The sequence below is a fragment of the Thiorhodovibrio litoralis genome (assembly GCF_033954455.1).
In the GTDB taxonomy this organism is placed as follows: domain Bacteria; phylum Pseudomonadota; class Gammaproteobacteria; order Chromatiales; family Chromatiaceae; genus Thiorhodovibrio; species Thiorhodovibrio litoralis.
In genome coordinates, this window is the sequence record NZ_CP121473.1 from 5,242,738 (window position 1) to 5,257,282 (window position 14,545).

Annotated in this window: 10 protein-coding genes; 8 read left to right on the forward strand and 2 right to left on the reverse strand. The window is 59.7% G+C overall.

Annotated features, from left to right (window positions below; all coding sequences use genetic code 11):
• Positions 1-33 precede the first annotated feature (33 nt).
• Complete coding sequence (locus Thiosp_RS23655; RefSeq protein ID WP_201063320.1) at positions 34-423, reverse strand: LysM peptidoglycan-binding domain-containing protein; 390 nt, start codon at positions 421-423, stop codon at positions 34-36.
• A 426-nt stretch (positions 424-849) separates the two neighbouring features.
• On the opposite strand from Thiosp_RS23655, the gene Thiosp_RS23660 reads away from it, so the two are divergent.
• The 5 genes from Thiosp_RS23660 (at position 850) to Thiosp_RS23680 (ending at position 10,132) form a co-directional block, all read left to right on the forward strand.
• Positions 850-3,354, forward strand: coding sequence for an EAL domain-containing protein (locus tag Thiosp_RS23660; protein WP_323696737.1), 2,505 nt, complete (start codon positions 850-852; stop codon positions 3,352-3,354).
• Between the two features lie 26 nt (positions 3,355-3,380).
• Complete coding sequence (locus tag Thiosp_RS23665; protein ID WP_242518218.1) at positions 3,381-3,881, forward strand: Hpt domain-containing protein; 501 nt, start codon at positions 3,381-3,383, stop codon at positions 3,879-3,881.
• Between the two features lie 555 nt (positions 3,882-4,436).
• A complete protein-coding gene (locus tag Thiosp_RS23670) occupies positions 4,437-6,113 on the forward strand; it encodes a methyl-accepting chemotaxis protein (protein ID WP_201063322.1) in 1,677 nt (558 codons plus the stop codon).
• 364 nt (positions 6,114-6,477) lie between these two features.
• Entirely contained in the window at positions 6,478-7,371 is an 894-nt protein-coding gene (locus Thiosp_RS23675) for a transporter substrate-binding domain-containing protein (protein WP_201063323.1), read from the forward strand.
• Positions 7,372-7,387: 16 nt separating this feature from the next.
• Positions 7,388-10,132, forward strand: coding sequence for an EAL domain-containing protein (locus Thiosp_RS23680; RefSeq protein WP_201063324.1), 2,745 nt, complete (start codon positions 7,388-7,390; stop codon positions 10,130-10,132).
• Positions 10,133-10,186: 54 nt separating this feature from the next.
• On the opposite strand, the gene Thiosp_RS23685 is transcribed toward Thiosp_RS23680, so the two are convergent.
• Positions 10,187-11,512 (reverse strand): ClC family H(+)/Cl(-) exchange transporter, encoded by a 1,326-nt coding sequence (locus Thiosp_RS23685; RefSeq protein WP_201063325.1) that lies wholly within the window; start codon positions 11,510-11,512, stop codon positions 10,187-10,189.
• A gap of 527 nt (positions 11,513-12,039) precedes the next feature.
• Here Thiosp_RS23685 and Thiosp_RS23690 point away from each other — a divergent pair.
• From Thiosp_RS23690 to Thiosp_RS23700, 3 genes are all read left to right on the forward strand, one after another.
• Positions 12,040-12,243, forward strand: coding sequence for a hypothetical protein (locus Thiosp_RS23690; protein ID WP_242518219.1), 204 nt, complete (start codon positions 12,040-12,042; stop codon positions 12,241-12,243).
• A gap of 64 nt (positions 12,244-12,307) precedes the next feature.
• Positions 12,308-13,549 (forward strand): cation:proton antiporter, encoded by a 1,242-nt coding sequence (locus Thiosp_RS23695; RefSeq protein ID WP_242518220.1) that lies wholly within the window; start codon positions 12,308-12,310, stop codon positions 13,547-13,549.
• A gap of 323 nt (positions 13,550-13,872) precedes the next feature.
• Positions 13,873-14,469, forward strand: a complete 597-nt coding sequence (locus tag Thiosp_RS23700) for a MarC family protein (RefSeq protein ID WP_201063326.1) — start codon at positions 13,873-13,875, stop codon at positions 14,467-14,469.
• Positions 14,470-14,545 lie beyond the last annotated feature (76 nt).

Here is a 14,545-nt window from a genome sequence, read left to right on the forward strand (position 1 = left end):
CTTTTCGGCCAGCGTGCCCGGGCGGTTGATCAGTTAATCCGGGATTTGCAGGGTCTGACCGGCAGCGATCGTGTCACCGCTGAGTTCGTTGACCGCTTCCAGGGCAGCGATTGTTGTCCCGAATCGACGCGCAATTTCGTACAGATCATCGCCGGCTGCGACGGTATAGACCCCGGTCTCAGGGTTGAAATAGCCAGTCGCATGCAGCGGTGGGATATAAATCACTGTGCCAACCGTGATCTCGTCGGTCTCCATTCCGTTAGTTACCAGGATTTGCTCCACGGTCAGGTCATAGTTTCCGGCGACAGTCTGCATGTCCTCTCCCTCAGTCAAGGTATAGGCAACAACGCTGTCGGTTGCGGCGTGGGCAGTGCCAAAGCCGAAGATGAGGACTGCGGACAGTGCGAGAGTTTTCGTGTTCATTGTACTTATCACCCTTCAAATGGTTCTGATTGATGGTCTGCCCCGGCCAATCCCGGCGTGTCTTCTTGGGCTGACCCTGAGGTTAATCGGCGCGATGCGATTGCGCGCGGATGTTGCCAGGATTTTTCTCCGCAGTCTGACCATTTTGCGCCAAATGGCTGAGCTTCAGGCTGGACATCGACGATAATCTCGGGGCGTCATACCCGTCAGCCGTTTGAACTGCCGTGAAACTCATTCGTTTGATTCCGGTCCGGCGGTTAAGATGTCTCAAGTGGGATTGATTGCGTCCGCAGCATCCTAAGCATCCGCTCAACGTTTCGAGACCGCACAGCACGCACCAGCATGTCCAAGACCAAATCATCTGATTTCCAGAGGGAAAAACCTTTAGAAGGACAGGGGTTTGCTGTCAAGTTGGTCCAGCAGTTGGTGATTCCGACCTTTGTTCTCGACGCCGAGTGCAAGGTTATCGTCTGGAACGAGGCTTGCGAACGTCTGACGGGCATGCCCGCTGAGGAAGTCCTGGGCACGCGGGAACATTGGCGCGCCTTCTACGGCGAGCCGCGCCCCTGCCTGGTCGACCTGATCGTCCTGGAACGCACTGGGGAAATCGGTCATTTCTATGACAGCCATGAGGTCCGTCCGGGTCAGGCATTCGCCGCCCATGCCGAGAATTGGTGCGTCATGCCACTGCTTGGCAGCGAACTCTACCTGTCGATCGACGCCGGGCTGATTCGGGACGAGACGGGCCGGGTCATTGGCGCCGTCGAAACCCTGCGCGACATGTCCGAAAGTAAGCTCGCGGATCGAAAACTCCGGTTAATTGCCAGCGTCTTCGAGCATTCGCAGGAAGGCATTGTCATCACAGATCCCAAGGCCAGCATTCTCGATGTCAACGCATCCTTTACCAGGGTGACCGGGTACTCGCGCGAGGAAGCGCTGGGACAGACGCCCGCCCTGCTCAAATCGGGTCTGCAAGAGGCGTCCTTTTATCAGGATCTGTGGAGTCGACTCCATGAAACCGGTCAGTGGCAGGGGGAGATCTGGAACCGCAAGAAATCCGGTGAAGTCTATCCGGAAATTCTCCATATCAACGCAGTTAAGAACGCGGCTCGTGAGGTCACGCACTATGTCGGCATGTTCATCGACATCACCGACCTGAAACACACGCAGCAGCGCCTGGAGGCGCTAGCCCATTACGATGCCTTGACCGATCTGCCCAACCGGGTACTCCTGGCCGAGCGTCTCCATCAGACACTGTCCAACGCCAAGCGCTTCGAGCGACTGGTCGCCATCTGCTTTCTCGATCTGGACGATTTCAAGCTCGTCAATGACCGGCATGGCCATGAGATCGGCGACCGGCTCCTCATCGAGATCGCCAATCGCCTGCGGGGGACCCTGCGCGGCGGCGACACGGTCGCGCGTCTAGGGGGCGACGAATTCGTGCTCCTGCTTGCCGAGCTGGACAATGCCAACGAATTGGAGGCGATCCTCGACCGGATCTTCGATGCCGTGGCCAAGCCCTTTCGGACCAACGACATCGACCTGGGTGTCTCGGCCAGCATTGGCGTCACCCTGTATCCATTCGACGATTCCGACCCGGACACTCTGCTGCGACATGCCGACCAAGCCATGTATCTGGCCAAGCAGCAGGGCCGTAATCGCTATCATCTGTTCGATCAGGACGCGGCCAGGGAGCTTCGCGATCAGCACCGTGAGCTTGATCGCATCCGCGAAGCCCTGCAGCACGGAGAATTCCGGCTTTATTACCAACCCAAGGTGAATATGCGCACCGGTGAGGTCGTGGGGATGGAAGCCCTAATCCGCTGGCAGCACCCCGAGCGTGGCCTCCTCGGGCCGATGGAGTTTTTACCCTCCGTGGAGAAACTCCACATGATCGTAGATATCGGCGAGTGGGTCTTGCATGAGGCGCTGGCGCAGATGGAACAATGGGCGTTGAACGGCGAGCCGATAGCTGTCAGCGTCAATATCGCCGCGCGTCAATTTCAGCATATCGATTTCGTGGCACGTCTGCGGGCGATCCTGGCCGAGCATCCGGATGTCCCCGCGCATCTGCTGGAACTCGAAATCCTCGAAAGCACCGCCCTGGAGGATGTCGATATGATGCGCGAGGTGATGGCCGCCTGTCAGGCCATCGGCGTGACTTTCGCGCTTGATGATTTCGGCACCGGCTATTCGTCACTCAGTTATCTCAAACAGTTGCCAGCCGAAACACTGAAGATCGATCAGTCGTTCGTCCGCGACATGCTCGACGATCAGGAAGATCTGGCCATCATCGAAGGTGTCATCGGGCTGGCCAGTGTCTTTAATAAGAAGGTGATTGCCGAGGGCGTTGAGACGGCGGAACACGGGGTGCTCCTGATGCACTTTGGTTGCGATTGCGCCCAGGGTTATGGGATCGGTTACCCTATGCCGGCAGCCGAGGTGGCGGCTTGGACGCGAGCCTTCACACCGGACTGGAAATGGGATCACTTGGCCCGGAATGAATGGGACGGCATCGATATGCCGCTTCTGCTGGCCCAGTATGAACATATCAAATGGGTCCAGCGGGTCATCGGTTCAGCCAAGGGCGCAGACATTGACATGTCGCGGGATGAGCTTGAGAACCCTGGCCGTTGCCGTTTTGGTGTCTGGTACGCGGGAGAGGGAAAAAAGCGCTACGGTCACTTACCCGAATACCAGGAGATCGACGCCATCCACCGGCGTATTCATGAGGTCGGCACCGAAATCATTCGCCTGAACGACGGCGGCGAGTCCGAGTCTCTGAGTGGGGCGTGCGATGAATTGCTCGCACTCAAGGGCCAGATTCTTGATCGACTCAGCCGCTTGCAGCAGATGGTGGCGACGGTCTTGTCTGCTGCGCAAGACACGCACGATCTCAACACAACCTTCAGCCAGTCGATAACAAAGTGACATAACTTGCAGCCCATGCCGAGAATTTGGCGCGCATCGACGCAGCACTGGCGGCCGGCGACATCGCACTGGCCGAGCGTGGGGCACACAGTTTGGCCGGTGCCGCCGGCAATCTGGGGCTGATGGCAATTCGCACCGCCGCGCGGGCGCTGGAAGATGCGCTAAGAGACCAGCCGCCGGCGGATGCCGCGCTGGCCGAGGCACGCGCGCAGCTCGCCGAGCGGCTGGAGCCAGCAATGGTCGCCATCGCCGCCTGGCGCGACCAGGCTGATAAGGATCAGACGACTACTCAGGCACCGGTCGAGCCGCCCACAGCGGTCAGCCGCGAACGCCTGCAAGCCGTGCTGGCGCGACTGTACGAGTTGGCCCAGGCATACGATCCGCTCGCGGAGGACCTGTGGCAAGAGGAGAACATCTTGCTGCAGGCTGGCCTCACCCCGCATCAATATCGACGCCTGGAGCGACAAATCACCGGCTATCGGTTTGCCGAAGCCAGCGAGACGCTGGCTCAGTTGCGGAAAACATAACGACGCCTGTCGCTTCCTGCCCAGTGCTAATGATGAAGCGCCGATGACCGCCGCGGACACAAAGCCTGAACAATCGCGGACTCGCCCGCGCTCCGGATTCCGGCCATCCACGCCCTTGCACCGCTTTGGGCTGCTGTTCGCCTACTTTCTGGGAGTCGACGGCCAGCATCGCGCCTGCGGACTGCAGGCCATTACAGTGCTCAAACAGCGGATCCTGGCTGAACATCAGCCACACAGCTCCGGACCCCAGCGACCCGATTTCCTTCCTGCTACTGTGCCTGCTGCTCGCCGGCATCGTGGCCTTGCAATTGTGGTATCTGCGCAAGAAAAACTGGTTTTAATCCCCGAAAGAAAACTGGCATATACAGTTTGAGTGAAATCGGCATCGGTGCGCCAATTATGAATTTGGTTGGCGTTTGTGATCTTGCGACGGCGTTAGGACTCCTATATAAAATAGTGCCAGGAGTTAGGAGGGGTGGGTCTCTGTTTTACCTTAACAGCGCCTGCGAAAACTATAAAGCGCGGCAATGACCGCGGAATTCGGGGATTGAAATCATGGGATTCTGGTTGATCGGCATCGCAATCGGTGCCTTCTCCGGAGCGGGCGGCATTGCGCTTTCGGCAATGACTGGCACGTTCTCGACCCCGGTTTTTGCCGGCAATGTAATACTGGGGGTTGTGATCACGATCACGTCCTCGCTTTTCCTGAAACACCTGTTCGGTGATCCTCTGGCGTGCTTCGCATCCACCTTGCAGGTGATGACAAAGGATGGTGATCTCTCCCTGCGCGTGCCGGCGTCCTCGGGGCCGGTCGGGCACTGCGCGGAAAGCTTTAACGCGCTGATCGAGTGCTTCCAAGGGATTATCGGGAAAGTCATCTTCGACGCGCAACGGGTCGCGGATGCCTCCGATGTGCTCGCCGAGCATGCCCGCAATGTCGCGGATGGCTCACACGCTCAGCGCCAGGCATCGGGCAGCTTGGTCACCGTGATCGAGACCATGACGGCTGGCGTGAACGCGGTGGCCGGTCATGCGACCCAAACCTCAGAAAACGCTCGAGATGCCAGGGATTTATCGGATGACGGAACGCGCACCGTCTCCGATGTATCGAACGAAATCGAACGCATCGCTCAGTCCGTCGAGGCATCCGCTCAGGTGATTGAGGGGCTTGGTCAGCGCTCCGAGGCGATCGGCGGCATTGTCCAGGTGATCCGCGAGATTGCTGAGCAGACCAACCTGCTCGCGCTCAATGCCGCCATTGAGGCAGCCCGCGCTGGCGAGCAGGGCCGAGGTTTCGCGGTGGTCGCCGACGAGGTCAAAAAACTCGCGGAGCGCACGGCTTCCGCCACCAGTGAGATCAGCACCATGATTGCTGCCATTCAGGATGAAACGCGCGCGGCGATCACCTCAATCCGCGCGGGCAGCGAGCAGGCCCATGCTGGTGCGGAGTTGGCGGGACAGGCGGCTGGTTCGCTTGAACGCATCAATCAGGGCGCGCAGCAGACGATGGACAGCATCGGCGAAATCGCAACGGCCATTGCCCAGCAAAGCCAAGAGGCTGATCGAGTGGTCGGGCATGTGCATGAGATCATGTCGATGGTGGAGCGTAACGCAGCGGGTGCCGCCGAGACACTCCAAGAGGCGCAGGCACTCGAAAGCCTTGCGGTCAACCTGCACGAGATTAGCAAAATTTTTAGATTGGGCACTGAGGGCCAGCAGGCGATGGTCATTCACCAGCGCATGCCGGCGATTACCCAGCAGGCCGCAGCCGCGATGGGCAAGTTATTGGATGAAGCGCTCGCCTCGAAACAGGTCAGCGAGGAGGCGCTTTTCCAACCAAGCTACAAGCCGATTCCCAATACCCGACCGGCGAAATTCACCACCGGCTTCGACGCGCTGACAGACAAGCTCTTTCCGCGGATTCAGGAGCCGATTCTCAAGGAAAATTCAGAGGTGGTCTACGCCATCGGCTGTGATCGTAATGGCTATGTTCCCACGCACAACACCCGTTTTTGTCAGCCATTGACCGGGGATGAGGAAATTGACCTCGCCAACAACCGGACCAAGCGTCGCTTTGACGACCCGGTCGGTAAGCAATGCGGGGCGCACGAATTGCCTTATCTCATCCAAACGTATCGACGCGACACCGGTGAGATTATGCATGACATCTCAGTACCCATTTACGTCCAAGGTCGTCATTGGGGCGGGTGTCGCATCGGTTACAGGGCTTGAGCCTAATTCGGCTCAGTCTTTCGATCTCGGGAGCATACGATGAGCAAAGTTCTTTGGACGCATTCATTCAGTCACTTTGACCTGCGTATATGCGACGTTCCAAGACCACACTGCTGTTATGAAGTCGACACCGAAATCATTCGCCTGAGCGACGGCGGCGAAGGCACTTTCTGCTGCGCAAGACACGTACGATCTCAACACAGTCGTCGAACCGTCGATAACAAAGTGACGTAACTTACAACCGGCACCCGGCCATTTCGTTCGAAGTCCGGGCAATATTCATGAAAGCACTCGGACGCGATAGCAGCCGGCGCAGCCCAGCAGGTATCATCGCCGCGTCAATATTGAGGATCGGCAACAAAAAATGACTTCTTATCGCCTGCTCTCGCTCCCGGTTTTCCTTGCTTGCTGGCTCGCCGTGAGCGTCGCGGCAGGCGCGGCCGATCTACCTGAGATCAAGGCCAGGGGCGAGCTGCGCCACTTGGGAATCCCCTACGCCAATTTCGTGACCGGCGCTGGAGATGGTTTTGATGTTGATATGACCCGGGGATTCGCCGAGTTCCTGGGCGTGGATTACAAACTGGTCTACAGCGACTTCTACTCGGTGATGCGTGATCTGCTCGGCAAGAAAGTCGTGCGATCAGGCGACACCGTCACCCTGGAAGGCGACTTTCCGATCAAGGGGGACATGATCGCGACCGGATTCACGGTCCTGCCCTGGCGCGAGCAGGTGCTGCTCTATTCTGAACCCACTTTCCCGTCCCAAGTGATGCTGATCGCCCGTGCTGACTCGCCAATCCAGCCGATCAAAGGCAGTGACAACCTGCTCCAGGACATTGAGGAGACCAAGGCACTCATCGGTCAACAGAGTTTGCTGGTCATGGAGAAGACCTGTCTGGATCCGGCCAACTATGGCCTGGATGGCGTCGGGATTGAGCTGCACGTCTACACCAAGAGCAGCAACATCAATGAAATGGTCCCGGCCTTGCTCAAGCTGGATGCTGATCTGTCGCTCTTGGACGTCCCTGACCTCATGCTCGACATGCAGAAGTGGGCCGGCACCTTCAAAGTCATCGGTCCCATTTCGCAGGAGCAGGCGCTAGCCGCCGCCTTCCCGAAGGACGCACCACAGCTGCGCGATGCCTACGACGCCTATCTCCGCCAAATCAAGGCAGACGGGACCTACGACCGGTTGGTGCAGAAATACTATCCAGGAGTGCAGCGTTACTTTCCCGCGTTCTTCGCCAAACAGGACTAAGGCGGGGGAGCCCAAGGTGCGATCTTTGCAGCTCCATCGCCACTGGCTGCTTCTGGTCGCCGCCGTCTTCTCCCTGTACCTTGCGCTCCTTCTGACTAACGCCTATCGGTCCCAACATCAGCTGCGCGCCGCTGCGGAGGCACGTCTGCTGGCCGAGTCGCAGCAAATAGCCACCCTGATCGGCGGCTTCCTCGCGGATCAGGAGGACTTCGTCTCCGACCTCGCCGAGATCAATGAGATCCAGACCTTTCTCGGCAACAAGGCCCTCGGCATGTCGATGCGCTATGGCTTGAACGTCAATCTCTCTGCGATTGATGAGAGTTTCCGCCGAAAGCTGAAACAGAAGCGCCTGCTCGGCGCGCCCATCTACCAGCGGCTGCTCTATTTCGATGAACAGGGGGCCCTGCTCGTCGACACTGCCCCTGACACGCCATTGGACCCGCACGTCAGCGGGCAGGACCCTAGTTCTCGCCTGATCATTGACGAACAGCACGGCAAGTTCTTCGTTGCGGCGCCAGTCGACTATCGCGGTCAACCGGGCGGTCTGGTGATGACTGTGTCCGAACTTGATCTGCTCTCTCGTTATCTATCCCCGTCTGCGGTCGACCTGAGTTTCCGGCAGTTTCTCATCACCGACGTCGGACGGATGCTGACAGCGGCAAGCCCTGAGCTTCCAATTGAAGCCCCTGAACCACGCCTGGCCAGCATTGCGCCGAACAGGCTGACTCCGCTGAGCGACCTTCCGACCCTCAAGGCAATCGGCTTGGCCCGAGACTTCGATCTGGTGTTGCGCGTCCCAGTCGCCCAAGCCCCGCTTTCTGTAGTGACCTTGCTGCCCGATTCTCTGCTGTATGGTCACATCACCTCGCGCGGATTCCTGATCTTTGCCAGCACGGTTCCGCTGATCCTGCTGCTTGCAGCGGCCTGGATCCTTCGCATGCGCCAGCAAACCCAGCGCCTGGAGGCCGATGTCATCGCGTCCAACCGCAACCGCGCGGAGCTGCAGGGTCGCAACCTCGCCTTGACCACCGAGATCGCGCGGCGCGAGGCTCTGGAGCATCAGTTGCGCGAGAGCGAGGAGCGTTACCGCACCTACATTGAGCATGCGCCAGAAGGCATCTTTGTTTTGAACGAGAATGGCCGGTTCGTCGATGTCAATCCATCAGCCTGTGCCATGGTTGGCTACAGTCGCGATGAGCTGCTGGAGATGGCCGGCGCGGACCTCGTCCCACCGGAGTTGGTGGGCAGGCATGCCGGCGCATTTGCCAAAGCTCTGACCGATCGCCACCACGAGCTGGAGATCGGTCTGCGCCGCAAGGATGGTGCCGACATCATCAGCAGCCTGCGCGCGATCATCTTGCCAGATGGACTCGTCATGGGCTTCTGCGTAGACATTACAGAACGAAAGCGCGCCGAAGAGCAGATCCACAGCCTGGCCTATTTCGATCCGCTAACCGGACTTGCGAACCGCCGCCTGCTCCTCGACCGCCTGCGTCAGTCGATGGCGGTCAGTCATCGCCATGGGGATTATGGCGCCCTGCTGATGCTCGACCTGGATCACTTTAAGAACCTTAATGACACTCAGGGCCATGACATCGGGGATCGCCTGCTGGCCGAAGTGGCCCGCCGACTTGCTGAGCAAATGAGGCCTGAAGACACAATCGCGCGCCTTGGAGGGGACGAATACGTAATCATTGCGAATGAGCTGGGTGCGGATGAGGCGACCGCCGCAGTGCATGCGGAGCAGATCGCCGAGAAGATTCACCGCGCCATCGATCAGCCCTATACCCTGGTTCAGGAGCGGCCGGCGTATCACAGCTCCGCCAGCATTGGCGTGACCTTGTATTGCGGTCAGAACTTCCCTGTCGATTTGCTGCTGAAGCAGGCGGACGTTGCCCTCTATCAGGCCAAGAGCGCGGGCCGAAACACCATTCGCTTCTTCAATCCAGACATGCAGGCCGCAATCGACGTGCGCGCGGAGATGGAAACGGCTTTGCGGCACGCCATTGAACGCGGTGAGCTGCACCTCTACTACCAGCCGCAGGTGGATCGCGAAGGCCAGGTCATCGGCGCCGAGGCCCTGCTGCGCTGGCTGCCACCCGATAGAGAGCCGGTCTCCCCGGCGCGTTTCATTCCCTTGGCTGAGGAGTCCGGGCTGATCATCCCCATCGGTCTCTGGGTGCTGGAGCAGGCCTGCGCGCAGCTGCGGGTCTGGCAATCAGATACCAGGACACGAGGGCTTAGGCTTGCGGTCAATGTCAGTGCCCGCCAAATCCACCAGCCGGACTTCTTCGCGCAGGTGCGTGACACCATCGCGGCCTCCGGTATCGACGCGCGCGACCTGAAGCTCGAGTTGACTGAGAGCGTGGTACTCGACCGCGCCGACCAAGTGATCGAGCGCATGCGCAACCTGAAGGCGCTTGGCCTCGGCTTCTCGCTCGATGACTTCGGGACCGGCTACTCCTCGCTGTCCTATCTCAAGCGGCTGCCGCTCGATCAGGTGAAGATCGACCAGTCATTTGTGCGCGATCTCGCGCACGATCAAAACGATGCCGCTATCGTACGCGCGGTACTGGCCATGAGTCAGTCGCTGGGGCTGAATGTGATTGCGGAAGGCGTCGAAACCCTGGAACAACGCGCCTTTTTGCTCAACCACGGCTGCGAGCATTTCCAGGGCTACCTCTTCGGCCGCCCGGCGCCGATCGAGGAGTTTCCGCTAACTGATCAGAACAACGGGAGAAATCGGGATCATCGAGCCTGATCCCACCCGCCGGGCGCTCCCCTGATACAAAAAACGATGACCCAGCGCTGATAATTATTGAGGTGTCGGTGAAGGATTCGACCGCGAGGCGCGACGCCCCAGCGAATCGTAGACCGGCGGATTTCCGACCCATGTCGGGACCACCATCGCCGTGAAGCTGGCGGCAACCATCGGCAACAACAGGGTCGTGCTGCCGGTCATTTCGGTGACCAGCGCGATCCCTGTCACCGGTGCGCGCACAACGCCCGCGAAAAAAGCCGCCATGGCAACAGCGGCGAAGGCTTCGGGATCGATCTCGATACTCGGGAACACAAGGCGGCAGGCGAGCCCGAAGAACAAGCCGGCCTGGGCGCCGAGCACAAGAACCGGCGCCAGTAGCCCACCTGGCGTCCCTGCTGAATAGGAGGCGGCTCCCAGCGCCAAGCGCACAAGAAACAGCAAGGGGAGCATCACAATGACTTCGGCGCCGTTTAAGGTCCGCTGCGTGATCTGATCACCGCCACCGACGAGGTCCGGTGCGAACCATGCCAGGGCGCCGACACCGGCTCCAATCACAAACGCCCGTGTCTCGGGCTGCCAGCCCAGGCGATCGACGGCTGCAACCGATGCAAGCATGCTGCGGTTGTAAAAAACGGCCAACCCCCCGGTGAAAAGGCCGAGAAGGATGTAGAACGGCTTGATCACGATGCCGCCGGCGGTCACATCAGGCAACACAAAGTCGGTTGCGTCCCCGAGCAGCAGACGCGCAACGCTGATGGCGCTGGCAGAGGCGCCCAAGGCGACCACAGCGATTCTGGGATCGAAGCGTCCGACCAATTCCTCGAGCACGAAGATCGCCCCGGCCAGTGGCGCATTGAACGCGGTTGCCAAGCCGGCACCGCCCGCACCGGCCATCAATACCCGGCAATCAGCCTGGGTGCGCCGGAAGGTCTGTCCAACCCAATGCGCCAGGCTGACCGCCATCTGAACGCTCGGGCCTTCTCGCCCAAGAGCCAGGCCGGACCCGATTGCAAGCACGCCGCCGACGAATTTGATCGGGACAAGGAGCAACGGCGCAGGCGTGAGCCCGCCTTTCAATACGCCCTCGATATGCGGGATCCCACTGCCCGCTGCGGTCGGCACAAGCCGTCGCACCAGAAATGCCGCAAAACAGGTGGCTGACGCAGCCCCTCCGACAATGGCCGCGAACCCGAGCCACGAGTGCCCATGGGCCCATCCAATCAGCGCGTTCCGTTCCGTATCTGCCCATTGCAATGACAGCCGGAACAGGCCGCCAATCAGCCCCGCACCAAGGCCGATCAGACTTGCCAGCACAGCCAGCACAAGGAGGTTGCCCTCGTTGGTATCCCGCTTAGCCACTTTCATTTTGAACTCGCTCAAACTTACCGACCCCCTTACCCGGCCCTGCTCCTCTCGTGGATCGGGGAATTCTGGAAATGACGTTCGAATAGTGCCGTATCACCAGGAGTTACGACTAACCATTTCGCGCCAAACGGACGGCTTGGCTGTTTCGCGGGAATGCTCAGCCAAACAATCGATACGAGGGGACCGCTAGGAGAGGGGCGTGCAGTTCAAACTTGTCGCTGGCGATCAACTCAGAGAGCATCAGCGGGAAAAGCTCATAGAGAAAGACGCGCCCAGCCAGTGAGTCTTTAACGCTTTTCAGCAACAGAATCTGCGCCGAGCCCAGCAGGGCGGTAAATTGTAATAGGCGAGGTCGGAATAAAGCCGGCGGATCGATGTCGTTTTTCCGGTCTGACGCGCTCCCGTCAACAAGACAAGGCCGCGCAGATCCGCCGTCGGAAGAACCTGCTCAATCCATCTTTTTACCTGTAATTCTTCTTGCATAAGAAGAAATATAGCGGGTATAAAACCCTTAGTAGCGGTTCAAAAATTGCCGATACAGGATGATCGTGACCTCCGGCGGGCGTTTCGCTGGATTCGGCTTCTACCTGCTCGAAGGCAAGCCGGTCTTCCTGTGGAACCTGCTTGATCTGGAGCGCATCAAGTGGGAAGGACCGGAGGCCCTCGCACCCGGAGAACACAGCATCGAGTTCGCCTTCACCTATGACGGCCTCGGCGCGGAAACCATGGCCTTCAAACAACTTTAGCTGCATCGGACGCTCGGGTACCGGCACGCTGAAGGTCAATGGTAAGGAAGTCCAGACCATCAAGATGGAGAAGACCATCCCGATCATCCTGCAGTGGGACGAGAGCCTCGCCATGTATGCAAACCTCAGCCTTCTCGCACTCTTTGTCTTTGTCTACAGCGCCATTGCCGGCGGTGTGGAGCGCACGCCCGTCACCGGCCCCATGGTCTTTACCGCCTTTGGCTTGGCGCTCGGGCCCGTCGGGCTTGGTTGGCTGAATCTGGATATCGACCGAGAGGGTCTGCGCACCCTGGCGGAACTGACCCTCGCCTTGGTCCTGTTCACGGACGCGGCCAATGCCAATCTCTCGGTCCTGGGCAAGAGCTGGCACATTCCTGAGCGCCTGCTGAGCCTGGGTCTGCCGCTGACGATCCTGTTGGGATTTGCGCTCGGGGTCCTGTTGTTCCCCGACCTCGGACTGTTTGAGATCGCCATCCTCGCGACCATGCTCGCCCCCACCGACGCGGCCCTCGGCAAGGCCGTGGTCACCAACGCGTCCGTCCCGGCGGACGTGCGTGAGGGGCTCAACGTGGAGAGTGGTCTAAACGACGGTATCTGCGTGCCGATCCTGCTCGCTCTACTGGCCCTGGCGACCGGCGTCGAAGAGTATCGGCTGGGGTTTAGCCTGGGGTATTTCGTCGAGGCGATCGGCATTGGCGTTGCTGTGGGGGTCGGGGCCACTTTGGCCGCGACCTGGCTTTTGCGGCTCTGCACCCGTCAGGGTTGGATCGCCGAGACCTGGCGGCAACTCCCCGTGGTGGCGCTCGCCTTGTCCTGCTTTGCACTGGCCCAGTTGCTTGGCGGCAGCGGCTTCATCGCAGCCTTCTCCGGCGGCCTTTTGTTCGGCGCCTTGGCGCAGAAGGAGAAGCATACATTTCTGCTCCCCGCCGAGGGCAGCGGCGACACCCTGGCCCTGGTCACCTGGGTGCTCTTCGGTGCCGGATTGGTGGGCCAAACGCTGGGCTACTTCAATTGGTCCGTGCTGCTCTACGCAGTGCTCAGCCTGACCCTAATCCGCATGCTTCCGGTCTACCTGTCCCTGTGGGGGCTACCATTGCAGCCCAGAACCAAGCTTTTTATCGGCTGGTTTGGGCCGCGCGGTCTGGCCAGCATCGTGTTCGGTATCATGGTATTCAGCGCCGACTTGCCCGGTGGAGGCATCCTGACCGGTACCCTGGTCTGCACCATCCTGCTGAGTATCCTGCTGCACGGCCTGAGTGCCAATCCGCTGGTTAAGGCGCTGACTCGAGCCTCGCGACCTTCTTGATCTCACGCAAGCACGCCACGTCGCTCGCGACCCTGCGCAAATACGCCGAAATCCTTAGCTTGCAGGATCGATATCCGACTAGCGCCGCGGTAACTGGGCCGGTGCACGCTCCAGTGGATATATCACCTGTGGATAGTTGCGCGTATGATCCCGGCGGCCTTCTTTATCGAGATCGTCTATGCAGTGCCACCAGACGCAAAATCTGTCTGGTAAGCAGGGCATTCCCTGGCATTGGGGAGACGACATAGCCGGAATTTTCCGACTACGATAGGGCATCCACCGCGCTTCCACGACCGATTACTCAGCTTAAGAGGAGAACGCCTTTGGAACAGCAACTCCAGGCCATTGCGACAGTGCTCTCCCTCGTGAATCCCGCGATCTGTGGGGTGTTGTTCGCCCAAGTCGAGGGGGAAAGTTCGCGACGCAAGCAGTTTGTCGACGCGACCAAGGCCGCGATGGCCATCCTCGCAATCCTGCTGGGAGCAGCCCTTGCAGGAACAAGGGTGCTGGACCTGTTCGGCGTATCGCTTGATGCCTTCATGGTTGCGGGCGGAGGCGTGCTCGCCTGGATGGGATTCTTGATGCTCAGCGGCAAGGGGTCCATTGCCTCGTCACCGGCAGCAGATTCAACACCTTCACTGACACCCCTGATCCTGTTCGCCGCCAGCCCGGGCACCATTACGGGCGTTATTACGATCGCGGCGGCCCATACGCGGTTGCAACTCCCGACGACAGCCCTTGTTGCCATCGGCGTAGCGGTCGCGACGACCTGGCTGGTCATGATATTGACAGCAGTTCTCGCTGGCCGACGAAATGATGCAGGGTTTCTGCGGGACACGATAACCCGTTTAATGGGGCTCCTTGTACTCTCAATGGGCGTCCAGTTCGCGTTGACCGGATTCCGTTCCTTTACAGTCTGAGATGCGTGCTTCTCGGAGCGACGCTGGCGATTTTGGTCCCGGCGTCGCGGCCCAGCGCGTGGTAATACGCGGCTCC

What these genes read in the sequence shown, in the direction of transcription:
- Thiosp_RS23690 (WP_242518219.1), top strand. Translation starts at nt 12,040, where the DNA reads ATGATCGTGACCTCCGGCGGGCGTTTCGCTGGATTCGGCTTCTACCTG.
- Thiosp_RS23655 (WP_201063320.1), bottom strand. Translation starts at nt 423, where the DNA reads ATGAACACGAAAACTCTCGCACTGTCCGCAGTCCTCATCTTCGGCTTT.
- Thiosp_RS23670 (WP_201063322.1), top strand. Translation starts at nt 4,437, where the DNA reads ATGGGATTCTGGTTGATCGGCATCGCAATCGGTGCCTTCTCCGGAGCG.
- Thiosp_RS23675 (WP_201063323.1), top strand. Translation starts at nt 6,478, where the DNA reads ATGACTTCTTATCGCCTGCTCTCGCTCCCGGTTTTCCTTGCTTGCTGG.
- Thiosp_RS23695 (WP_242518220.1), top strand. Translation starts at nt 12,308, where the DNA reads ATGGAGAAGACCATCCCGATCATCCTGCAGTGGGACGAGAGCCTCGCC.